Annotated in this window: 18 protein-coding genes; 7 read left to right on the top strand and 11 right to left on the bottom strand. The window is 46.7% G+C overall.

Translation table 11 applies throughout. The annotated features are described in order from the left end of the window. The first annotated feature begins 79 nt into the window (after nucleotides 1-79). Together BLR09_RS14385 and BLR09_RS14380 are read left to right on the top strand one after the other, a co-directional pair. Entirely contained in the window at nucleotides 80-1183 is a 1104-nt protein-coding gene (locus BLR09_RS14385; protein ID WP_093203530.1) for an acyltransferase family protein, read from the top strand. Nucleotides 1184-1258: 75 nt separating this feature from the next. Beyond that, a complete protein-coding gene (locus BLR09_RS14380) occupies nucleotides 1259-1783 on the top strand; it encodes a DUF6705 family protein (RefSeq protein ID WP_093203528.1) in 525 nt (174 codons plus the stop codon). Between the two features lie 222 nt (nucleotides 1784-2005). Here BLR09_RS14380 and BLR09_RS14375 read toward each other — a convergent pair whose 3' ends face one another. Further along, complete coding sequence (locus tag BLR09_RS14375) at nucleotides 2006-3295, bottom strand: acetyl-CoA hydrolase/transferase family protein (RefSeq protein ID WP_093204238.1); 1290 nt, start codon at nucleotides 3293-3295, stop codon at nucleotides 2006-2008. Between the two features lie 50 nt (nucleotides 3296-3345). Here BLR09_RS14375 and BLR09_RS14370 point away from each other — a divergent pair, with 50 nt between their 5' ends. After that, nucleotides 3346-3657: a hypothetical protein gene (locus BLR09_RS14370; protein WP_093203525.1), complete on the top strand. Its 312-nt coding sequence runs from the start codon at nucleotides 3346-3348 to the stop codon at nucleotides 3655-3657. Here BLR09_RS14370 and BLR09_RS14365 read toward each other — a convergent pair whose 3' ends face one another. The 5 genes from BLR09_RS14365 to BLR09_RS14345 all read right to left on the bottom strand — a co-directional run bounded on the left by BLR09_RS14365 (nucleotide 3658) and on the right by BLR09_RS14345 (nucleotide 6989). Then, nucleotides 3658-4413 (bottom strand): Ig-like domain-containing protein, encoded by a 756-nt coding sequence (locus BLR09_RS14365; RefSeq protein ID WP_093203523.1) that lies wholly within the window; start codon nucleotides 4411-4413, stop codon nucleotides 3658-3660. 70 nt (nucleotides 4414-4483) lie between these two features. Beyond that, nucleotides 4484-4861, bottom strand: coding sequence for a hypothetical protein (locus BLR09_RS14360; protein ID WP_093203520.1), 378 nt, complete (start codon nucleotides 4859-4861; stop codon nucleotides 4484-4486). Nucleotides 4862-4950: 89 nt separating this feature from the next. Beyond that, nucleotides 4951-5526, bottom strand: coding sequence for an NAD(P)H-dependent oxidoreductase (locus tag BLR09_RS14355; RefSeq protein WP_093203518.1), 576 nt, complete (start codon nucleotides 5524-5526; stop codon nucleotides 4951-4953). Between the two features lie 53 nt (nucleotides 5527-5579). Further along, entirely contained in the window at nucleotides 5580-6155 is a 576-nt protein-coding gene (locus tag BLR09_RS14350) for a Crp/Fnr family transcriptional regulator (protein ID WP_093203515.1), read from the bottom strand. A 6-nt stretch (nucleotides 6156-6161) separates the two neighbouring features. Further along, nucleotides 6162-6989: an SGNH/GDSL hydrolase family protein gene (locus BLR09_RS14345; protein WP_093203512.1), complete on the bottom strand. Its 828-nt coding sequence runs from the start codon at nucleotides 6987-6989 to the stop codon at nucleotides 6162-6164. Between the two features lie 252 nt (nucleotides 6990-7241). On the opposite strand from BLR09_RS14345, the gene BLR09_RS14340 reads away from it, so the two are divergent. The 4 genes from BLR09_RS14340 to BLR09_RS14325 all read left to right on the top strand — a co-directional run bounded on the left by BLR09_RS14340 (nucleotide 7242) and on the right by BLR09_RS14325 (nucleotide 12481). Then, a complete protein-coding gene (locus BLR09_RS14340) occupies nucleotides 7242-9338 on the top strand; it encodes a gluzincin family metallopeptidase (protein WP_093203509.1) in 2097 nt (698 codons plus the stop codon). Nucleotides 9339-9345: 7 nt separating this feature from the next. Continuing rightward, on the top strand, nucleotides 9346-10800 hold the full coding sequence (locus BLR09_RS14335; protein ID WP_143011096.1) for a ComEC/Rec2 family competence protein: 1455 nt from the start codon (nucleotides 9346-9348) through the stop codon (nucleotides 10798-10800). A gap of 106 nt (nucleotides 10801-10906) precedes the next feature. After that, on the top strand, nucleotides 10907-11641 hold the full coding sequence (locus BLR09_RS14330) for a 6-phosphogluconolactonase (protein WP_093203504.1): 735 nt from the start codon (nucleotides 10907-10909) through the stop codon (nucleotides 11639-11641). A gap of 429 nt (nucleotides 11642-12070) precedes the next feature. Further along, nucleotides 12071-12481 (top strand): hypothetical protein, encoded by a 411-nt coding sequence (locus tag BLR09_RS14325; protein ID WP_093203501.1) that lies wholly within the window; start codon nucleotides 12071-12073, stop codon nucleotides 12479-12481. Between the two features lie 1488 nt (nucleotides 12482-13969). On the opposite strand, the gene rhuM is transcribed toward BLR09_RS14325, so the two are convergent. From rhuM to BLR09_RS14305, 5 genes are all read right to left on the bottom strand, one after another. Continuing rightward, nucleotides 13970-14179, bottom strand: coding sequence for a RhuM family protein (gene rhuM / locus BLR09_RS25945; protein WP_394331410.1), 210 nt, complete (start codon nucleotides 14177-14179; stop codon nucleotides 13970-13972). After that, entirely contained in the window at nucleotides 14176-14523 is a 348-nt protein-coding gene (locus BLR09_RS25705) for a virulence RhuM family protein (protein WP_218126661.1), read from the bottom strand. The genes rhuM and BLR09_RS25705 overlap by 4 nt, the downstream gene beginning before the upstream one ends. Before the next feature lie 128 nt (nucleotides 14524-14651). Then, nucleotides 14652-16511, bottom strand: a complete 1860-nt coding sequence (locus tag BLR09_RS14315) for an AAA family ATPase (RefSeq protein ID WP_093203499.1) — start codon at nucleotides 16509-16511, stop codon at nucleotides 14652-14654. Further along, nucleotides 16511-20266, bottom strand: a complete 3756-nt coding sequence (locus BLR09_RS14310) for an Eco57I restriction-modification methylase domain-containing protein (protein WP_093203496.1) — start codon at nucleotides 20264-20266, stop codon at nucleotides 16511-16513. The genes BLR09_RS14315 and BLR09_RS14310 overlap by 1 nt, the downstream gene beginning before the upstream one ends. A gap of 15 nt (nucleotides 20267-20281) precedes the next feature. Further along, complete coding sequence (locus BLR09_RS14305; protein WP_093203494.1) at nucleotides 20282-23548, bottom strand: helicase-related protein; 3267 nt, start codon at nucleotides 23546-23548, stop codon at nucleotides 20282-20284. Between the last annotated feature and the right edge of the window lie 659 nt (nucleotides 23549-24207).

Genomic DNA, 24207 nt, shown 5'->3' with positions numbered 1-24207 from the left:
GCATACCATCCCCATTTTACGTGGTTTACTTTTCACAATAGATTGAGTAGTGTTGTCCGGAAATTCAACCCCATCAATCATGCTTAAAAATTCACACTTTCTGCGGTTTGCAGCCGCTTCTGCGGTCATCGTCGGACACGCGTATGTGCTCAACGGCTTTTCCGATCCGATCGAAACGGCGAGCCTGGGGCTTTTTCCCACCGGACAAATAGCCGTCTATGTTTTCTTCGTCATCAGCGGTTATACAATTCTTCAAAGCCGGCTTCAGAGTGCCGATACCGGTACTTTTCTGCTGAAGAGATTCCTCCGTATCTTTCCGGGCCTTGTCGGCTCGCTGCTGTTCACGATACTTTTAGTAGGCAGCATCTGCACCAGTTACCCGCTGGGGCGGTATTTAACAATGCCGGAGACGTGGTTTTTCTGGGATAATCTGAAGTTATTTCCTCATACTACTCATGTTCTTCCCGGGGTGTTTCAGGGCAACCCTTCGCAGGGCGTAAACGGGTCGTTATGGACGCTATCTTATGAAATATTGTTATATGCCTTTGTAGCGTGTATCGTTCCGTTTTTTCGTTCGAGATGGTATTTATTTGCCGGATTATTTTGTGCCTTTTTTCTCTCGATCTGCCTGTTCAATGATGCCATTGCCCGTCACGAAATACTGCGTATTGTGCATCTGCAACCCGACCAACTCGTGATTTTCAGCACGTTTTTTATGCTGGGCATGATCTTTCGGATTTTCAGAGAGCAGATACCGTTGAAAGGCACATGGGCAATAGTTGCCATTGTGGCCTGGCTGGGGATGTATTATCCTTCCTCGATCCGGGGCTGGGTACCGCTCATTACCATTCATTGGGTACGTTTTTTCTGTTTGTCGTATCTTGTTATCTATGCCGCGTCAATACCCGGACGCCTCAATGATTTCGGCAGATTCGGCGATCTTTCGTATGGTATTTACATCTATGCGTATCCGGTCCAGCAGGTAATTATTCAATACTTCGGGGCAACGATGCCGATTCCACTACAGATATTGCTCGCATTTGTGCTGGTCCTGCCGCTTGCCTGGGTTTCCTGGCATTTTGTTGAAAAACCGGCGTTGCGGTACAAATCGCTTCTTCGTGCAGATCCCGGTGTTCGCAAAGAACAGTCTTTGCCTCCCGAGTCTTCTTTCAAAAGCCGATGAAAGGCAAAACAATCGATCCATTTTGCCGTTATCGGAGCAATACTCCGACAAAGTGCGCTGCAAACCAACCACAACATGAAGTCATTATTAATTGCACTACTTGCCTTATTTCTTTCGCTTGATTCCAGCGCTCAGCAGGAAAAACCGCTGCCCAAACCCGGCGCAACGTATGAGGATCCCTGGCTGGATCAATTTGAAGGAGAGTGGGCGACCAAAGCCGGCAAATCCGAAAAAATAAGATTCTATCTCTGGAAAGAAAAAAGAACCTACCAGGCTAACATTACTTCTACCGTACTTGCCGGCTATCACGAATTTGAAAAAAACGGAAAGACCATCGATTCTTCTTTTGAACGGAAAGATGCCGATACCGGCGCTCATCGGAAAAGCTCAGTCACGCTTTCCCGGTCCGGACGCCCCGACGAGCTGGGCGGCTTTCTGACCGAACAGGTAAGCGGCAAAAGGAGCATGATTCTGGCGAAATATCATCCGGCATCGGAAACGCTTGTTGTCACCCTGCACGAGTCCGGAGGATTAGTCTTCAACCAACCGAGGAAAGAGCGGTTGTTACCGGAGCGATTTGTCTTGAAAAGAGTAAAATAGACCTGGAGAACAGCGAACTGATTGCCGGAAAGACAGCCTGCAAAAAACACTCAGTACGCACAAAAGGATTGATACGGAACCCCGTTTACCAGATTCTTCAAGCTTCAATTGTTCCGCAAAAACATAAAAAGCCGACGTAATACACTGAATGCCAGCATCCGCCGGCATTCAGTATTCTTTACAGCCATAAACTCAAATTCACCATAGAAATTCACTGTCTTTTCAAAGCGCGAAGGCATGCTGGCGGAAGCGGTGAAACGCTTCGCGTTCAAGCGTTTCCTGATGATCCGGGTGTGCGATGCGGATCAGCGCAGCGGCCCGTTCAGCCAGGTTCTTGCCGTAGAGATCGGCGATGCCGTGTTCGGTAACGACGTAGCGTATATGTGCCCGCGTCGTGACGACGCCCGCCCCCTGCTTCAGCATCGGTACGATTTTGGACTCGCCCCGCGCCGTAACCGACGGGATGGCGATGATGGCTTTTCCCTCGTCGGAAAGCGTCGCGCCGCGGATAAAGTCCATTTGCCCGCCGACGCCCGAGTACATCCGGGTGCCGATGGAATCGGCGCAAACCTGCCCGGTCAGGTCAATCTCGATCGCGCTGTTGATGGCCGTCACTTTCGGATTTTTCCGGATGACGGAAGTATCGTTGACGTAGCCGATGTCGAGCATGGCTACGCCGGGGTTGTCGTCGATGAAGTCATACAATTTCCGGCTGCCGACGGCGAAAGCCGATACGATTTTGCCCGGGTGCACCCGTTTGTTGCGGCCCGTGACCACGCCCGACTCCACCAGGGGCAGCAGCCCGTCCGAAAACATTTCGGTATGAACGCCGAGATTCCGGTGGTTGGTCAGGTACTGCAACACCGCATTGGGTATTCCGCCAATGCCCATCTGGATGCAGGCGCCGTCGTCCACAAGCGCGGCAACATTGCGTCCGATGGCAGATTCAATTTCCGTAGGTTCTGTCAGTTCATGCTCATACAGCGGCTGCTCGCCGTATACCATCGCCGTAAACTGGCGGATGTGGACGAGGCCGTCGCCATGCGACCGCGGCATTTGCGGGTTGACCAGCGCGATTACCTTTCGGGCGGATTCCACCGCGGCGCGGGTAATGTCTACCGAGGTTCCCAACGAGCAAAAGCCATGCTGATCGGGTGGCGATACCTGGATAAGGGCTGCGTCTACCGGCCAGATCCGCTTCCGGAACAGGGCAGGTACTTCGCTCAGGAAAATCGGCAGGTATTGCGCGTGCCCGTCGGCGATAGCCGCCCGCAGGCTGGTACCGATAAAAATGGCATTGGGGTGGAACGACTGGCGGACGCCCGGTTCGACAAGCGGAAACGTCTCTCCCTCCAGGTGCATGTGAATGGTGTGCACGCCGGTGATTTCGCCGGCCCGATCGGCCAGGGCCTGTATCAGCGGCATGGGCGTTGCCGCTGCCGCCTGAATGAATACGCGCTCGTGGGAGCTTATCTGCTGTACCGCTTCCGCGGCTGAAATGTATCGGATCATGGTATGGCTGTCTGACGACACAAAATTCCCCATGATCCGCCTCCGGAAAAATGAAAAAAGTCAGTTTTCCGGAGGATAAAAGTTGGTCAGCGTTCCGCCTCACGGAAGCAGATTTTGCATGGTTGATACCGTTTTTGCTCAGCCTGACGGCGGGATATCCGGAAGATTTGATGCGTGCAACGCTGCAAACCGTGACAAAGGCTGTCGGCATGATAAGCATAAGCGCTGCGGGAATAGCAAATAAAGACGGTTTTTTCCCGGGAAACCGGGGACAGCGTCAGAAACAGGGTAAGGAGAAACGTATTCATGGGCGGACGAGGTTAAAAAAAGGCGGCCCTCAGAGCCGCCCTCAGGTTTCTTAGCTAGCGGGGCCGTTGTCGCAAAGTCAACGCAAAACGCGCCGAACGACCGGGTTGAGCAGGTAGTCGCCCGCCCTTTTTGTAAGCAGCAAAACCGATTGCGGGCCCGAGGTTCTGATCGGAGAAATAGACCGCAATCACGGTGGGCGTAACTTCAAAATAATAGGCTCCGTCGTTATCCTGCCCCAGGTAAGTAAAACGCTCATCGAGGTACGTTCCCGCTTCCTGGATAAGTGCAGTCGTGTTACCGGGAAGCACATAGGACTCCTTTAACGCGGCATTTTCAAAATAGTAGAATACCTGCCGGATCTTCGCGTTTTCCGGCTGGTAGACAACCAGACTGGCGGAATCCTTGGTCATCACCCGGGTTTCTTTGCTCTTGACATTCGCCTTGGAAGAACCGAATTCAATCACCGGCATTTTGAACATGGTTGTCTTCGGCGTTACGGTCACCTTCGCCTCCACCTTCGTCTTTCCATCTTTCGAAGTAGCGGTGACGGTCGTCTCCCCGATGTGATTGCCGTAGAATACACCCTTGGTATCCACTTTACCGACAGTCGTGTCTTTCGAAACCCAGGCATAGGTCGTTTCGTCGATATCTGTCCCTCCCTGTGTCAGTTTGAAGGGATAGGTTTCGTCGTAATGTAACTGGACGTCGGTTTTATCCAGCATAACAGGCTGAATTTTGGGGGCGTCCTCGCTTTTTTTACAAGCTGTAATCGCCGCCAAAAGGAGCAGGAACAGGAAAAGCTGTTTCATGAAGCAGGTAAAGGTTCAGATGTGATTTTGGGAAAATATAGGAAAAAACACGGGCATTTCTTTCTTCCGGTTAACGACCGGCAGCGGAATCTTTTTTCCGGCGGAAAGTCAGGTAAAGTGTATGACTGGGAACGGTACCCAGGACAGGGAATAGGGTTGTGTCGACATACTCCCAGCCGTTATTTTCGAAGATGTTGATCGCTTCTACCGTTGAGCGGATTTGTTTGGATTCCCGGCTTTTCCCGAAAGTAATCCGGGATGAGATGGATACATCTTTCGCCTGTCCGTAGTCAACCACAATACCCTGATCCCGGCGGGTATCCCGGTTGCCGACAATCAGTTGAATCACTTTCAGATCCGGAATGGAATCAAGCGAAACTCCATTGACCGCAATTTGAGAAAAAGCTGCACCCGGCAACAGGGAGAGGAGAAAAAACAGGCGTTTCATCAGACAATGGATTGGTTACTGCAAAAGAAGACGGCTGCGCCGAAAATCCAAGACGCAGCCGTTATTCTATGTTAAAACTGAACCAAACGTTAGCGTTGCCGTGCACCGAGGGTTTGAACTTTCTCCAGCCACCGCTCCCGTTGCCGGACAGTAGAGCCACGAACGGTCCCGACATACGTCACTTTCACAGGAGAGACGCCGCAAAACTCCAACGTAGACCGCTTGAGCTGATTGACGCTGGGTCTGCGGAAAAAGAGGCGGTAATACCAACCGGGCTGGTCGAGCGTCGTGACGATGCGGGCAGATTTTCCGGCCAGCAGTTTATCCCACCAGATCGAATCGGGCCGGTACCGGAACGCCATTCCCGGAAGAAACAACCGGTCGATAAAGCCCTTCGTCAGCGCCGGCAGCCCGCCCCACCAAACCGGATGAATCCAGACCAGGTGGTCGGCCCATTGTATGTCGGCCCATGCCGCCAGCAAATCCGGCTCCAGCTCCGTCCGTTGCCGGTAGCCAAACCGCAGACTGGGCTCGAAGGTAAGACGGGAAATCACCAGTTCACGGACGGTCGCGCCGCTCGCAACGGCGCCGTTTCTGTATGCTTCCGCCAAGGCCGCGTTGAAGGCATCCGGATCAGGATGCCCGTTGATAATCAGTATGTTCATGTTTGTCTGACTGCGATTGTCAGGCAAAAGTAGGCTCCTGTACAGCTTCGGATTCAGGACATTTGTCCAAAAGCAAGCTGACGCCGGATGCGGCTGAGGTGCCGCTGCGTGACGCCCAGGTACGAGGCCAGAAACTGCAGGGGAATCAGGCGAACATATTCCGGCTGCTTTTCCAGCAGCGTCTGATAGCGCGTCAGGGCGCTTACCCGCTGAAGCTGAAAAAGGCGGTTTTCGAGCTCCATGTATTCATTTTCGGCGATGTTTTTGAGGAAGTGAATCCAGGAAGGCAGTTCGGCAAGCCGGTCTACATCCGCTTTCCGGATGACGTGCACTACCGCAGGGCCAATCGCCTCCATCGTTTCCCTGCTTTCGTTTCCGGAAATAAACGAAGAGTAGGCGGCCATCAGATCACCCGGAAAGCGGAAACAATAGGTCATCTCCTCTCCCGCTTCGGAGGTATAGTAGGAACGAAAAACCCCGGATTCAACAAAGGCTACCTCGGTACAGCGCTGCCCTTCCCGGACAAACGCCTCGCCCTTGCGCAATTCGCGCCGGGTGAAGAGCGCCGCAATTTCAGCGATTTCGGCGTCAGAAAAGAGGCGGGTGGTATGGAGGAAGGCGTGCAGCATAGCTTCTTATTTCAACCCCTTCCACTTCTTCACCAATACCTTCGCAATCCGCTCATAGCCGGCATCGGAAGGATGCAGGCCGTCGTAGGTAAGGTCAATGGCGTCGGCCGGGTACGGGTATTCGTCCTTCGCCGGGTCAAACGGCACGGAGGTATACGCCGGCCAGGTATAGTTCCGGTAGGCGCCGGTGGCCGGATCGCGCAGGCGCTTGTAGCGGACGACGTTCTTCGGCGTAATGCCGCTTTTGTGGTACAGGTCAGCGACCGCCAGGTGTTCGTGTTTGCCGATGGCCCGGATGGCATCGGCCACCTGCTCGAGCGTCTGTCCGTTTTTCGGCTGATACGAGCCGAATGCGTTGTTTTTGAAATTGGTCAGGTAGACAAAGTCTCCGCGCTGGATAGGCGTCATCAGGATAATCTGCGCGTTCGGGTTCAGCTGGCGCAATTTGGAAATAATAATCCGGAACGCGCCGCTGATGGTGCCGGTGCCGGTATTCTGTTCGTAATCCGCGAGGGTACCGACGGGCTTACCCTGCCACCAGTCGTTCGTTCCCAGAAAAACAGTATATACATCGGCCGGTACCAGGCCCAGTTTCTCGATCTGTTCGGCGATGCCGACGGACGTCCAGCCGTTATACCCTTTGTTGATATACGTGACGTGGGGATAGCGCTCCGAAACAAGCGTCAGGTACCCTTTTGTCACCCGGTGGCCGGTTTCGTCAAGATGATCGTTGAGGTACGTAATGGAATCGCCGATGGCTACCCAGGTGATCTTGTCGGGGGTAGCGCCCAGTGTAACAGTAAGTAAGATAACAAAAAGGAAAAAACGCTTCATGGTTCAGAGGTTTGGGCAAGTGCGCTGCCGGACGGATTTCGGACCGGAAGATACAGGGTTCCAGCCGCTTCCGGGAAGCTGCATGGCGCTTTTTCTGCCGATAGCTGCCGGAGCTGATGACCGGGTATGTCTCCGTTCGCTAAAAAGGCTTCCGTTTACTCAGTATAAGACATCTGTTTTCCGAAAAAGGAATACCTTTTCGATGGGTAGACGGGCCGAAAAAACACGGCCTTCTTTCAGGTATTTTTCCCGTTGCCCGCAAGGAGTCATACCGCTACCTTCAACCTGAAATTCAATCCCGCGCGTACGCCGTATACCTGCGGAAAAGAGACACTACCGGCCCAGCACTCCCACGTCATGTCGCCCTACAACTCCCCTCCCGACCTCCCCGCCTTCCGGAAACTCCGGGGCTACGCCTTCGACCCGAGCCTCTCCCAGACACTGGCCACCAACCGGATCAATAACATCGTATACAAGGTTGCCTGGGAAGAATTCCCGGAGCCACTGGCAGGTGAGTACATTGAGATTGTGGATTATGACCCGACCGTCGGGCGGTACTACGAGGCCCTCGACCTCAACAGCCCCCTCGTGCTGGCACAGGACGGCCTCGACCCCAGCGAAAGCGACCCGCGGTTTCACCAGCAGATGGTTTACGCGGTGACGATGACGACCATCGCCAACTTCGAGCGGGCGCTGGGCCGCCGGATACTGTGGGCGTCGCGACTGCTCGACTCGCGGAAGAAAGGAACGCCGTACGAAGAATACGTCCCCCGACTGCGCCTGTATCCGCACGCGCTGCGGGAGGCCAATGCCTATTACAGTCCTCCGAAAAAAGCCATCCTTTTCGGGTACTTTTCCGCGGCGCCCGCGAACGACACGCTGATCATGCCGAACTCACTGGTATTCAGCTGCCTGAGCCACGATATCATTGCGCATGAGGTGACCCACGCGATTCTCGACGGCATGCACCGGAACTACAACGAACCGACTAACCCGGATGTACTCGCCTTTCACGAAGCGTTTTCGGATATAGTCGCGCTGTTTCAGCATTTCTCGTTTCCGGAGGTACTCCGCCACCAGATCGCGCGGACAAGGGGAAACCTGAGCAGTCAGAACCTCCTCGGCCAGCTGGCGCAGGAATTCGGCACGGCGATCGGTTCGTATGGAAGCCTGCGCGATTTCATCGGCGGCTGGGACCTGGTGCTGCAAAAATGGGTACCGCATCAGCCGTCGTCCGACGAATACCGGACTGTCACCGAACCCCATGCACGGGGCAGTATTCTCGTGGCCGCCGTATTCGACGCCTTTCTGCATATCTACGACACCCGGGTGTCTGATTTACTGCGGATTGCGTCGGGAGGCAGTGGGGTATTGCCGGACGGGGAAATTCACCCGGACCTCGTCAACCGCCTGGCAGATGAAGCAGCCAAAGCGGCGAAGCACGTGCTGACGATGTGCATTCGGGCGGTGGATTACTGCCCGCCCATCGACATTACCTTCGGCGACTACCTCCGCGGACTGATTACGGCGGATATGGAGCTGGTGGCCGACGACCGGCTCGACTACAGGCTGGCGTTTATCGATGCGTTCCGCCGGCGGGGTATTTATCCGGAAGGACTGCGGACGCTGAGCGTGGATAGCGTCCGGCTACCGGTTCGCAACATCCGTCTGGAGCCGAACCGTACGGGCGACGATCCAATGATGGCGCTTATTGATTTCCTCCGCGACTATGCAGAGCAGATTAAATACCGGAATGACAGAGCGGAAATCTACCGGGTTACCCGAAGTTTCATCACGGGATCGCCGGAGTACGAAACGGGCCTGCATGCCCGTCTGGGGGCGAAATTTTCCGGATCGGCGATGTTCTCCTACATTACCGGCCTTGCCTTTCACGGAGACTATGCGCAAGTCGGGGTGACGTCCGCCGGGCAGCAAGCGGAACAACAGCCTCCTTCTTTCGAAATACAGAACCTCCGGCTGGTGAACCGCGTCGGTCCGGAAGGAACACTGACGAACCAGGTCGTCTTTTCGCTCATTCAGACGAGCCACCTCGATCCGGAGACGCTGGGGCCTGTCGCCCGAAAAACTAACTACACGGCATTTAAGGGAGGCTGTACCCTGATTTTCGACCTGGATACCCTCAGCCTTCGGTATGCCATCAGCAAACCGCTGATCGATCAGGAATCCGCGCATACGACCGGTAGTCTTCAGTTAAACGAAGCCCGGCTAAGTGCCCAGCGGGCCTATCTCGGTGCAGAGTCACTTCAGACGGAAAATCCGCTGAGTCAGTTTTTTCTGGTCGACGGCCGCACCGGCGGCGAACCTTTCGCCCTTCTCCACCAACACTGACACCGCCATGCCTCCCTCTCCTATTACTCACTGCGAAGTACGGATGTACCGGATGGGTACGGGCGACTGCTTCGCTCTTCGTTTTTTTGCCGGGGAAGTACTGACCTTCCGGATGATGATCGACTGCGGCACGTGGCAGGGGTCTTCAGAGAAACTCCGGAAGTACGTCTCGGATTTGAAAACATACCTCGATAATCACGTCGACCTCCTTGTCGTCACCCACGAACACAAAGACCACGTATACGGGTTCGAAGCCTGCCAAACGCTATTCGGACAGGATTTCACGGTCAGCCAAACCTGGATGGCCTGGACGGAAGACGAAACCGCTCCCCGGGCTTCGCAATGGCTCAAGGATTTCGGCGATAAGAAAAAAGCCCTGATGCTCGCGGGTAATCAATGGAACCGCATGACTGCCGGGCGCAGGGGTACGGATACCCGGTTTTCGCCCTTCCAGCTGGCTGCCCGGCGTCATTTCGCGCAGGCACTGAGCGGTTTCACAGAACTGCAGTTTGCTGCCAATGAAAACGGCGAGTACGTCGGCATGCTCAAGGGTATGTCGATTGTCCGGAATCAGATCGCGAACAATAAGATCCGGTTCTGCCATCCCGGCGAAATCATCGCGAGCTTTCCGGCCGCGCCGGGTATCCGCTTTTATGTCCTTGGCCCGCCCACATCCTGGGAGGCCGTCAAAACCGAAAGTGGTGAAGACGGAGAAAGCTATTCCCATAACCTCGCTGAGAGCGATGCCTTTGCGGCGGCAGTACTGGCGGGCGACTCGCCACCTGCCAACGCAGCGCCGTTTGAGGAACGGTTTCTAAGTGATCCGAATGATACCTCCCACCCTTTCCGAAAGCGTTACGAGCAGAAAAACGCGGAATGGCGGCAGATCGGAGACGATTGGCTCAACAGCGCCGGGTCGCTCGCGCTGCGTGTGAATAGTATGACCAACAACCTCAGTTTGGCGCTGGCGATCGAGTTCGAAGAAAGCGGAAGAGTTATGCTTTTTCCGGGAGACGCCGAATACGGCAGCTGGCGCAGCTGGCATGGTATCGACTGGGCGCAGCCTGCCCGCAGCGGCGACAAGCACCTGACCGAAGACCTACTCAACCGGACTGTCTTCTACAAAGTGGCCCACCACCTGAGCCACAACGGTACCGCCAGGCGCCTGGGGCTGGAAATGATGAACCATCCGGACCTGGTGGCGATGGCGACGCTCGATTACAACGTCATCAGCAACGGCTGGAAAACGACGATGCCAAACCGGGAAATTGTCAATGAATTACTACGGCGTACCAAAGGCCGGCTCATCGTGATGAACGAAGACCAGCTGGAGGTAGGTGATGTGCCGCTTTCAAGTCGTGTTGCCGCTGCGAAAGAACGCATGACTGCGGCAGAGCAGGCTGCTTTCGACGCGGCGTTTGCGGCGTCAGAGCTTTATTTTCAGTTTACGGTGAAGGGGTGAATAGAGCGCAGGACCAAGTGCGTCATCTGGCAAAACCAGTGGAATCTTCCCGACTTCCGGCAGGGTTGTCGTACCTTACCGGCCACTATTTCTGTAATCCGGAACTATGCAAGTACTCATTGCTGAAAACCACGAAGAACAATCGTTTCAGGCGGCCATGCGGATGGTCGACGTATTCCGGACGAAACCCGATCCGGTTTTTTGCGTTGCCTCGGGAGATTCCCCACGGCTTGCCTATGGCCTTTTTGTCCCGCTGCTTCTCCATTCGGGGATTGATTTCAGTCGGGCGACGTTCATCGGGCTCGACGAATGGATCGGCGTTATGCCGGATAATCCCGGGAGCTGCCATTATTTTCTCCGCCGGTATCTTTTTGATCCGCTGGGACTTTCGCCGGAGCAGTTTCGGCTGTTCGATGCCCAGGCCGATGACCTGACGGCGGAGTGCCGGGCGATGGATGCTTTCATCGCTGAAAAAGGCGGAATTGATTTCATGCTGGTCGGCATCGGGATGAACGGCCACATCGGGTTCAACGAGCCGGGGACAGATCCCGGCCTGCGCAGCCATGTCGTATCGCTCGACGCGACAACTACTTCTGTCGGGCAAAAGTATTTCGCTGAAAAAACTTCACTCAAAACCGGCATTACGCTGGGCTTAACGCAGCTGGCCGAAGCCAGAAAGGCGGTCTTGGTCGCCAGCGGAGCACGGAAAGCACCTATTGTGCAGGCGGCGCTGGAAGGTCCGGTTTCGACCGAAGTACCTGCCTCGTTTTTGCGCCGGCATTCGGATGCGACTATTCTGCTGGACCGGGAAGCAGGCTCACAGCTGAAGAAAGGCTTGTAGCCTCTGTGCCGGCGGTACCCGCACCTACCCGACGCTGCCGGACAGTATGGCTGTTCGAAACATGCCGTTATACCTCTTATCTTCGCTAACAGAAGTTGTAGCGAAATTTACCCACGTATACCTGGGCCGTTTGAAGCCGGATACGGGATTTCAGACGAGGGATTCTGCTGGCGCACCCGCATAACAGGACCTCGAAAAACGGGCCGGAGCCCGCTGTTATGAACGCTTCAGAACGAGAAAACCGGAACCTCGGCACAGTTCCGTCAGGTGGGAAACTAAGCACATATTCCCACCAATCTATCTATAATGATTCTAAAAAATAGGAATCTCTGCGCACGAAGATGTCAGAAAAGCGCCAACTGTAGCTCGATTTTCTCCTGAACGTCGAAGAAATGCCAAAGATTGGTCCCGGTTCCTTATGTTTGGATCATGATCGGTTACCTCAAACTCAACAGCCTGATTTACGTCGATACCGCTGATTCGGGTAAAGTAGTGGGAAGGATTGTCGCCCTGGTGAAAGTTCACCGGATCAGCGGCAGGTGGTTCGCAGGTTTTGAGGGAACCGCCGTGTTGCCGCAGGAGCTGCAATCCGGCCCGATCCCGGTCGACTCCGTCGCCTTCTCCGATGCGAATTCAGAACCCATTCCCATCACACCGGCGATGCTTCGGTACCTGGGGATTCCCTTGCATGAGTCTTCCGGGGAAATACAACTCTCCAATGTACATACCGGTAGCTACGATGCTGAAGAGCATTCCGTCACCGTTTCTTTCCTGCCGCGGAAGTTGCAGTATGTGCATGAGTTGCAGTATATGCTGGGGTTGATTTTGGATATTGGGTGAGGAGGGGAAGACTCCCGCGTTACCTGCCGGTCTTTTCGCCCCTCTGCCTCCACTTGCTCCTCTTCCGCTTCTAACGGTTACACGAGGTACCCACAAAAAGAAAGCCCCGGAAAACCGGGGCTGTTCCATCGCACTGCAAATAACCCGCCCAGGCTAAAGCAATTCTGCGATGTTTCGAATATACGAGGAAAAGGGGGAAAAAGGCTCGATAAGCAAAGTAATATTTATCACTTCTGGCGAATTTTTGTCCCAACATGAGAATATTGTAAATAAACTCTACCGTCTCTTCACTATTCTAATGTTTAGATGATCCTATCTTCATGTTCGCAAGCTTATTATGGTGGTTCTAATGCCAAAATCAGATAGCGAGTAAGGGCCACGTTAATTTTCATTTGATTGACTTTTATATATAGTCAGCATAATTTACACAGAGATTATCAAATCGCTCTGTCTCAGAAAACACAACATTAAATTTTTTTTCCCGACTGAAAGTATCACATTTCGGAAGCAGCTTTTCAGATGATCAAAGACAACAGTATTTTTCGGCCCATAACTACCAAGTCTAAAGTATTTAGCCGCTGTTGCAGGAATTCCATTGTCCATCCCGACATTATGTCCATCTACGCAGTGCTCTCTCAAAAATAGCGTCTGCAACGTGCTCAACATCGTCAAATAGCTTAAAGCCGTTCCTTGCTACCGTTACAAAATGGCCTCACCAGCTTGGCGGAGTTATTCCCTCAGAAAAGCCTCAAAAGCAATACTGAAAGCTGATAAACACTCGAAAGATAACGCCAAACATAGAAGCCATCAGTATCTTCCAGCCACACTCACACATCTTCGGTAAAGTTGGGAAATGCAATATTTCCCATAAATGGTCTTGAACTAGTACAGGATGATGTAGCAAAAGTAATGAACGGAAAACCAACGCCTTCCATGAAAAAAAATGACATTTTAACGACCGTGGCTTGGAATCGCTACGGTAACTTTCATGTTTGGCTTCTGTGTCTTCAGGGAATGACTCAAACAACTTATCCTAAGAGATAGGGCCAAACCTCTTCTGCTTCACGCCACAGAAAGCGAAAGCCAGATAATCTACCACGAGCCTGACTGAGCAATATCGATTTTACACTGCTACACTTGGTTTTTTATACTTTCTAGTCTATCGCTTATCTTTCCACTTCTTTATCTGGATCAATTTCAGAATACCAATTCCAAAAATTCTAATTTATATACTATTCATTCACTAATTTGACAGCTACTTCATTAAATACTTTATCGGCGTCTTGTGAAATCATCTACTCTTTGAATATAACGAAGGCACCAAACGGATAAACCAACCTGCCATTGTCATCGGGATTCATCTTTCGGCTTGCAGTCGAGCAAAATCGAGGTGCATGGTAATGATACGCTCTTTCATTTCATTTTCCTGTAAGCAATTCTTGGCTGTTCCACTATTGGTTTTCAGGATTTTATCTTAGCAGCATTTTTTCAAGTCGTTAAGCCTATATTGGGTTGAGAGGCATCGGCGCAGTCTGCAATCAGTTCGGCTACAGTTTTGCCGGAAATGGCCCAATGCAGCTTGCTCTGAACAGCTTTAAAGAACTTTTGGGTTATTTCTACATCCTTGTTATAGTCTATACTACACTGCTCGTATATGTCGGCTATTTTGAGGTAGAAACGCCTTTCACTGGCCCTTATCTCCCGGATACGTTCCAGGAGTTCGTCAAAGTAGTATTGCCAAAGCGTTCTCCCTGTTTAAGTCTTTCATCGTCCAGCACAAACCCCTTGATAATGAACTCTCTAAGGATTTTGATAGCCCAAATCCGGAACTGGGTAGCCTGATGGCTGTTTACCCTGTAGCCCACGGCTATTATGGCATCCAGATTGTAAAACTCCACATTCCCCTTTACCATCCGGGTACCTTCCTGCTGAACTGTTTCCAAAATGGAAATAGTTGCCTTTTCGTCTAATTCGCCCGTTTCGTAAATATTACTCAGGTGTTTGTTGATAGCAGGAACTTCCGCACCAAACAATTCTGCCATCCGCTTTTGAGTAAGCCAAAAGGTATCGCATTAAAAATCACCTCAATTTTCACATCACCGGTGGGGGTGTTGTAAAATATGATGTCGTTGTATTATGGGTTATTGATCTCTGACATAATTAATTCGATTTACAAAGTAGTTAATGGGCTGCCGTCAGATTTGAAGTACAGTGACTCCCAATCTGCAATAGCAGGTATTTGAAAAGCATTATGAGTTACAATCTGAGTATACAAATCAGAAAGTGGTAAATCTTTATAGTGATTGAATTTCTTATCTTCTTTTAAAACGGCATTTTCAAACTCTCTTATTCTTATAGATTCGGATTTGCATGAGGCAAAACGGTCATTTAGACCATCTTTAAACCAAAATAAATCTTCCAGAAGCCCTACATCAATTTCGTAAGATGTTGTTGCATTCTTAGTGAGTTTTAAAGTAACAAGCTCACCTGACTTAATATGTACTCTATATGACACCAGTGAAAATGACTTTTCCAAAGCATCTAAAGTGACTATTATGTTTTTGATTTCGCCCTTATGTCTTTGAACTCCACGTTCTGTATGCGATAATGGGTTCAATAGAATTTTTACATACTGTTTTACATCTGATAAACTCGAGACTATTGTGGGCTGATTCATCTTGGTGAAAAAGATAATGGCCCTGCCAAGCATAGAATCCAATGTATAATTGCTGTTGGGCTCTTCTTTGTCAATGTTTGCATACAAATGATGAGGAAAGTATTTTTCCAAAATCTTCTCCGTATGCTTTCTCAGGTAATTGACAGATGCAGGATAGTCGCTTTCTGACAAGTGATATAGTGCCTTTGACAATTCCGTTTCATTTTCAAAAAACCTCGGTTTCGGAACAAGTGGGTCTTTTTCATTCACATAAAATTCCCAAAACAACCAGTCGTCTTTAAAACTGCTGTGCTCTATTTTGTGCTTAGCAATATTGAAGAATTGTTTATCGTGGGTGAAAATCAATAACTGATATTTATTCTGATACACGCCAAAGAGTAGTTTTAACACCACTTCCCGGTTGCTCATATCCAAACTTATCAGCAAATCATCCAAAGCCAGTACATTTAGCTTGTTGGCCAATAATCTTCTTTCCAAAATACCCAAACGTATTGCCAAACCAATGGCAGTCTTTTTGGCTTCGTTTAAAAATGAGTGAGGCTTTTTAACAGCATCTTCTTTACCATAATACTTTCGGATTTTCAGGAATATCTGCGGCATAGTATAGCGTACATCGCTATTGTTGGCCAGCAGTTCAAAATTATACTCCCGATATTCTAATTCAATTTCTATATCATACCCAAAATGATTTTTAAGTATGTCATTGGCTTTTGCTGTTGCATTTGCCAGTAAGGTTCTTAATTGAATATTGAAAGCATTTTTAAGATTTGTTTTATTGGTAACTATTGTGGATTGCCTATTTGGATATTTGCTTGGCTTGCCACTTTTAACCAATGTTTTTTTAAGCTCATCCCAGGCATCATTAAAGAAATCGAAAGTATATGGTGCTGGTGGTGCAAATTGTAAGTATCTGAAAATCTCCTCTTCAAACATTTCAAACAAAACAGGATTGTCTCTGTGATAAAAGCTGAGGAAACTTGCCAGTACCTGATAATTGATGAAATCACTACTGACTGCACTTAGCTGAACATCTTGGTCATTGATGACACTATAATCGCCAAGGGCAATTTTATACGCACTACCATTATCCAACTTCATTTCTATGAAAGAAGGATCACCGGCAGGTGTATGTATGTTTATGAGGTTTTTCTCGTGGTTTTCTGTAAAGTATGCGTCTATTCCATCATTATCTTTAAAACTGCACTGGAGCAATGTATAAATGCCCCAATAGATAGAAGATTTACCACTGCCGTTTTCGCCCCATATCAACAAGTTTTTACCGTCCAGCTTTAGTGTGTTGTCGGTTGCGGTAAAAAACTTGAAGTTATGTAGTGTGAGTTCGGTAATCTTCATTAGCTGATGGTTGAATTTATTACACCAATAATATCTTTACTCACTATGTTGGCTTTGAGTAAAGCGGTACGAACAGGATTGGTTTGCTCATGCAGCCAGTGGTAAAATTTCACCACTGTTTCAATATCGGCATCCGTGTAGTCTTCTGAAATTGGCTTAATATTCTCCAGGTATTTCAACACATACAATTCTGCCATTTCCGGCTCTGTGCCAAAATATATTTCGTAAAAAGCCTGGTCTATTACTTCATCAAACGAATGAATAACTAAATCATCGCCAATGTATTTTATCAACAGCTCCTTGCGGGGCTGTTGAACCAGCAAAATATAATCGACCAGCGTAGCAATAATTTGCTGCTTGTCAGACAATGCAATGGGTATCTCAAGCAAAGGCTCCTTATCTATCTGGTAATTGTTACCCTGCATTTTACCTTTGTTTCTTAACCAAAATGCTATTAGTTTACTATTTAGCAATGCAGTCAAATACTTCAGGCTTACTCTTTCAGTCCTAATTACATTAAACGAAAGCATTACATATGACATCGATTTAGTGTAAATGAACGTAGGTCTATCACACTTTCTAACGCTTAATATTTTTTCTCCCTCCTTAAAGAAATTTTCGTCTCTTGGCCATTGCAAATGGTAATAAGTAAGACGACCATTTTGATTTTCTCGCCTCTCTTCCATTATCTTACTATAGACAGAGAGATGCTTTAATAGATTCGGTGCATCATTTTGATAATTGGCTTTCGTGATGTACAATATTTCAGATTCGTAATCATCAATAAACTTGTACCGCTGAACTTCATTAGGCTCAAAGACTGGCTTGATGTACTTTTTCTCAGCATCATCCAATTTATCAAACTTACCCTTCGGAACAACAAAAACTCCATCGCCTATCTTTATTTTGTTGTCGCTAATTTCTCGTTCAGTAAAACGCTTAATATTCCTTGTATTAACAACATCGGGATTAGGCTGTATTCCGGTCGCTATCTCCTTTTCTTCCAATCGTATATGTTCAACCTCTTGAATTTTCTTTAGAATATTCTCATTAGTGTCATTTGCAAAAGTGATATAACCATCGATATAAGTGTCCGGAACAAACTCAAAGTTTACCTTTTCAAAGTTTTCATGTGTAGTATTTGCATCTGATTGCAGGAAGTAATCCAAAAAGGTTTTATCAATATTATCCACCAGCAATCTTGCATAGTTGGTGGTATATTTTTTTCTTGGCGTTGTTTTCTTCACTACATAAATCATGGTTTGTATACCGGCACTCTGAAATACTTTGTAGTTACCAAAATCAATAAACGAAAGCATTTCAGTTTCCTGCACAATTTTGTTCCGCAGTTTTGCAGCACCTGAACTGGTTATCCAGTTGTTCTGTGCAATAAAGCATTGTACGCCTCCATTGTCTTTCAGCATATCAATACAGAAGCAGGCAAAAAAGTACCATATATCCATTTTGCCAATGTAGTAAGGGCTGTCTCTAATTCCATCAAACGCCTTACGATTAGTGTATTCCTTAATGTAGGGTGGATTGCCTATAATAATGTCGAACTTACCCTTATCGAATACATCTTTGAAATAGGTGTGCCACAAAAAGTAGGGCCGTTCTTTCTCCTCATGCTCCCATCGGTTGAGGCGGTCTAATATATCACTCAGGTGGGCTATCTTGTATTCAAGGGATTCAATTTCTTTATTTAGTTTCTCTAATGCTTTGGTCTTTTTATCCTGAACTCCCTTTGGGTCATGGGTATTGATTGTATTAGCCTTTACATGGCTTCGCTTTTCGGCCAAAGTTGCTTGCAACTTGGTTTTATCCAATGCAAACTTTGCCTTCAACTTGCCCTCAACAATGGAGTTAATCATAGCCTTAACTTCCCGTTTAGTTTTGTACGGATGTGAGGCATCTACTTTAAAATCGAAGTATAAATCTATAAGGCTCTGAAACTCTTCTTTGATGGTACTGTCGAACACAAAAACACTTTGGTTTCTTCCAAAGCCAGGCAATTCTACCTGCCCTTTGTGTGCAATAATAATGTCTTCATTCTCGTCTTTTAACAGGTTGCTCAAATCCACGTCCTCAAACTTTTCAAGGATACTGTTTCCCTGCATGATTTTGTAGTCGAGGTTAGGTAAGGGTTGAGGCTTGTCTTCATCCACCACCAATGCCAGCCAAAATCGCAACCTTGCAATGTCAACGGCACCTTTTTCCAAATCAACACCATAGATGCTTTTTTGAATAATATCCTTTTTCACCTTAGCCTCATTAAATGATTCATTTGGGCTGATAGCATTGTGCAGGTTTTGCAATGCAGTGAATATTACTTTTAAAACACCCATTGGGAAAGCTCCTGAACCAATAGCCGGATCACATACTTTTACCTCTTTCAGCAATTTCTTTATCAGCGAACGATTGGCTCTTACAAGGTCAGAAACAACATTGCCCTTTACGAAATCATCTATGTCTTTGCTATCGGTATTTAAGTTGTGCTTAAGGTATTCAATAATACTTTGCTGGCTCATATAATGCACCACTTCCTTGGGTGTATAATATGCACCCTTATCCCGATTGTCTTCCAGGAGGTTTTCAAAGATGTGGCCAAGCATTTCAGGGTCAATACCTACCTCGTGGTCTTCCGGGCTGTTTTCATCAATGGTAAAATTGTACTGTTCTAAAAACTCAAACAGATTTTCAAAAATGTGTTTTGGGAAATCAATCTTATTGCCCTTCGGAAAATCATCATCAAACAAACCTCCATTGAGGTATGGAACACTCACATTTTTTGAATCATTAAATGGGCTTTTGCCATCTATCAGGAAAACAAAGTTTTCACGACTCTCGTTGTTCAGTGTATTGTAGAACAGTTCTGATAAATATTTGCTGTGAAATTTTTCCGGTTTAGCCGCTTCCGTAAAGAGTTTATATACAAAGTTTTTATACCCGTTTTTCCAAGTTACTTTCTGGCTGCCTGTTGGTGTGGATACACCCATCCATTCCTTACGCTGTAAAAAGTAAAGGAATACTAAACGACCTAATAATTTCTTTGTAAAATCACGAATGGCCAGTTCGTTGGCAGTTTTATTCTCTTCTTTCTCATTCTTATCAATATCAAAAATGCTATACCTTATTTTATCATCTTCAATAAGGTAGTTATTAAATATCTGGAACTGCTCTTTGTATTTTTTGAAAAACTCGTCATTCAGTTTTTCAACAGAGAAGGCATCAATGACATCCTTTAACTCGAAGTTGAAAGTGTTTTTCTTTGCTGCTAATTCCCTCAGTCGCTTTGCAGCAGTAGTAGCAGATTCATTGATACCCAACAGGTAGGTATAACGCTTAGGGTTTGTTTTAAATTCTTCAAACTGACCCTCTTCATTAAAACGAGATTCTTTGCAAATGAAAGATAGACGATAGTCTTGCTGAGACTTATCCTCCGAAACATAGAATACCAAAATACCGTGGTTGTTAGCCTGGTCAATATACTTAGCAGTGATATTGTGAAAACCTACTTTGGTTTTGGCAATCTTGTTCTCTTTCTTAATGCAAACTTCAAGGATGATTATCTTCTTACCGTCAGTGAGTGTAATATCCCCCTTCTGATGGACGTATTTAGTTTTATTACTACTATCATCCAAAGAGACAATGGAGTTTTCAAAATTGACTTTGGGAAACACAAAGTCAATAAGCCTTTGCCACTTGTCAAAGGCATAATCATCGGTGAGTGTATTTTTTATTTCTCTCTCTTGCATTTGATGAGTAGTTGATTAGTTATCGAAACTTTCACTAATGATTATTTCCGGTTTAAACTCCTTGATGTTGAAAATGGGTCGAAGCATTTGCATGGTATCATCTTCCACCACTTGTAAGGGGTATTTGTTTAGCAGTTTTATAACCTCTTCCAACAAATTGGCAGGTTTTAAGGGAGCAACCTTTATTGCTTTTGCCAGCTTATTTACATCCCTTTGCAATTGCTGAAATTTACCTAAACGAATGGCGGCTTTGGCATTTTGCATTAACTCCCTCTCCTCCGGATTAGCAATTTGCATATTGGTTAATGCATCAAGGAAACTCAAAGCTTTCTTTTCATTGGGGCCTTGTGTGGTATCAATTTTACGTTCCTTACTCTTCTCCTCTTCCATTTTGTTAGCAAACAAGCTGATGGCTTCCTTCACCTGTTTATGATGCTGTTCATTCAGTGGGATAGCTTTCTCCGTAATTTTTGCATTATACTCCTTTTCAGCTTGCAGAAATGTGAGTTCGTCAATATCTCCGTTTTCCTTAACAAGTAAGAAAGCATCTCTTTTCTCGTTGCGAATAAAGGTGATGGTTGCACCTTTCAGCACAGGACTTTTTCTGCCAACCCTTGCCCTTGTTGGCATGTTTTTAATTTGATTGAATAGATCAGGATTATCTTTTTTGAACTTTCGCAATTCCAACAAAATCCTCAGTTTCTCGTCTTTCTCCTCGTTTACTGTTTTATCGAACAAGCCAAAGCTCTCTGTAACCTCATCCGGCGAATATATCTGACTGTCTTCACCCATTGCTGAGTGAAATGCCTGTAATTTCATAATGGCCTTTTTCTCAAGTTCAATATCACTGTTGACCTTAGCCGTTGGAAAGAAATTGAAAATATGAATGTTGTTTGCTTTTGATCCAATACGGTTCACCCTACCAATACGCTGCATGAGTTTTGTACTGTTCCAAGGGGTGTCATAATTAACGATGATGTTTGCACGGTGCATATTTACGCCTTCAGCCAGCACCTCGGTACTGATTACGATATTGTAATCATCCTTCTGTTCTGTTAGTGGAATATTTGCATCGAAGTTTGCTTTTACGAAAGGGAATTTATCCTTTCTGTTTTTGCTATCTACTACTAATACCTTGTTGAAATTTGCCTTCTTTAATTCAGCTTCCAAGTAGGCCGTGGTTTCCTTCGATTCAGAAAAAACAACCAGTTTTTCATCTTTATTGATTGTTTTATCAAAGAGTTTATTTTTCAGGTAATCAACGAATACTTCCAGTTTAGGGTCTTGGGTAACATTTGCCCAATCCTGTACTAATTCATCCAGCAGCACTTTGTCATTTTTAAGACCAGTAATAAAGCCAGGCTCAAAATCATCAGCAGTGCAAATTTCAATTGTTGGATCAGTCTCGGCAAGATCAGTCAATATTGTAATTAACTCCTCTTCACGACCTTCATTTATGTAGTCACTTACTCCATAATTTGGGGCAATGTAAATCCTGTCATTATCAAACATGGTTACCATTGCATTGGTAGCAGCCAAAAAGCGATTTAAAGACTGCTTAAAGGCATAAAAGCTACTGTCGATACGTTTTACCAATAGTGTTTTCATAATGAAAGCCAACTGGGTTGAAATCATATCAGCCTTTTGATACTTACCCTTTTTATGCGGCTTCAAATATTTTATTGACTGATAACGATTGTAAGAAAGCCCCTTGGTGGGGTGGCTTAGATACAGAATCGTTTTATCATAGAGGCTGTCTAAATATTCATCTAATTGATAAAATATTTTCTCAGGTTTGTTTACTGCCGGGAAAATGACACCTTGTTCTTTCAAATCTTTTGCATACTCCTCGTTTTCTGAAAGGTCAGTTCTGGTTCTCCTCACTGTAAGGGGTTCGATAACCTTTACCCTTATTTTCTCATAAATACCTTTTACACCGGTACTCACTTTCTGAATATCAGTTTCAGCCTTCAGTTTTTTGTATGCATCAATTTCACATCTGAAAAAGTGCTGCAAATTGCCCACCTCTAAAGTCGAGTTTTTGGCATCCTGAAAAAGGTACACAAGATTCGCAATATCCTCCGGCTTATTGTTTAGTGGTGTGGCTGAAATCAGCATCACTCTTTTCTGCTCGTAAGTATCGTTGGTTAGTTTCTTACGTGTATGAGATTTGCAGATATTTTGTAAGTGAAAGTACATTTCGGCACTATCACTTCTAAACTTATGAGCTTCATCCACAACTATCAGGTCATAGTCATGATGCTTGTTTACTTTATGCAGACTACCCGATGTTACAATCTTATAGTTGTGTAAACCGAATTTAGAAAGAGTATTTTCCCAGTTTTCCTTCAATGCTGGAGGACAAACAATCAGCGTTTTAGACAAATAAGATGGGAACCCATTTGAATAAAAGAATTTCTTGGCTATCAACGTGGCTACTATGGTTTTACCAAGTCCTACTACATCAGATAAAAAGAAGCCGTGGTGCTTCATCATCTTGCTGTAACCATCTGCAACCGCATCAACCTGGTAAGATAACTTTTTAAATCCTTGTGGTAAATCCTGAATTGAGTTAGGGTCGAAATCAATGCTTCTGCCGAAATATTCAATTAAGAATTTCATGTATACCTCAAAGGGAGTAAACTCATCGTTCAGGTATGTTTCTTTTTTGAGCTTATCCACAAACTCTTTTCCTACCTCTACACTTTCATTCCAAAGTTTGTTAAAGGTTTCTGTAGCAAAATCTATATCTGTGTTATCCCGTAATTCAACATTGAACTCAAAATTTCTTTCTAAGCCGTTATCGGTTAAATTACTTGAACCAGTAATAACAGAGCCATAGCCGTGGTCATGCTTCTCTTGTTCTCTGAAAATGTAGATTTTCGCATGTAGGTTCTGCTTTGGGTGCACTTTGATTTTTATCTTCTCAGTAACCAAATCCTCAATCAACTGGAGCATTCCAGCTTCCACATCTTTATCATATTCTGCCTCCTGAATGTTCTTTTTCAGTTCAGCGAAGAAATCATCTCTGCTTTTGGCTGGATCTTCAATAAACAATAAACCCCGCTTATTCGCTTCATAAACAAGGTTGTCGATATTGATACCTACGAGTACTCTAATTTCAGCTGCTTTTTCTACAAATGGATGGATGCGGAAATAACCTGAAGCTCTGAAATAGCCTACTAAAGCATCGAAAAAGTGAATGTTTCGATGCTTGAATACCCCCTCAATTTTACTTAGAAGGGTGTTATTATTTTCATTTGTAAAAAACTTTGTAGACATTATTTCTTTTTCTTAATATTTTTCGAAACGGCTTTCAATGCTTCATCTGGCGTTGGTTGGTCTTTTATCAAACGCATTATTTGGTCGGCAAACCAAAGGACTTCCAACTCCATTCTATTCACTCCAAAGATTTGAGTCAGTAAAGGAATTTACTTCTCTTTTTTTGTCACAATCCTTTTTCGATTCTACTCAACTGAGCCGTGTCCATTTCAAGCAATGGGACTACCTGCCGCAAATACAAATGTTGCTGCTCTCTGAGTGCTCGTATTTTCTCACCAAACTGGCTTTCCATCGTCTTAGTATTGACTTGGCAAATATAAATAAATAAAAGAAGGAGTGTACCGACCTATTTGGCAGCCTTGCCAGTTCGGACGGACAAGCTTGCAAAATTTGCAAGCTTGTAAGACCTATTGATAAATTCAACCTGTGGGCATGGCAGCAACAGCAAAAAACTCCGATAGAGGTTTACGAATGACTATGAAACGGAATATCAGGAACGGCCAAAGGCCAGTAGCAAGCTGTAATCCCCTAGCCGACTGCGTTTACGGCTTTGAGGAGGCTGCCCGGTCGTCGCCCTTCGACTAGCTCAGGACAGGCCCCTCGCCGGACAGGCTGGCTGCTACTCAACTGAATACGGGCTGCTTGTGTATTTTACCAAC

The sequence above is a fragment of the Siphonobacter aquaeclarae genome (assembly GCF_900103285.1).
Classification (GTDB): Bacteria; Bacteroidota; Bacteroidia; order Cytophagales; family Spirosomataceae; genus Siphonobacter; species Siphonobacter aquaeclarae.
The sequence above is the reverse complement of the archived record's forward strand: the minus strand, read 5'-3'. Positions and strand labels throughout refer to the sequence as shown.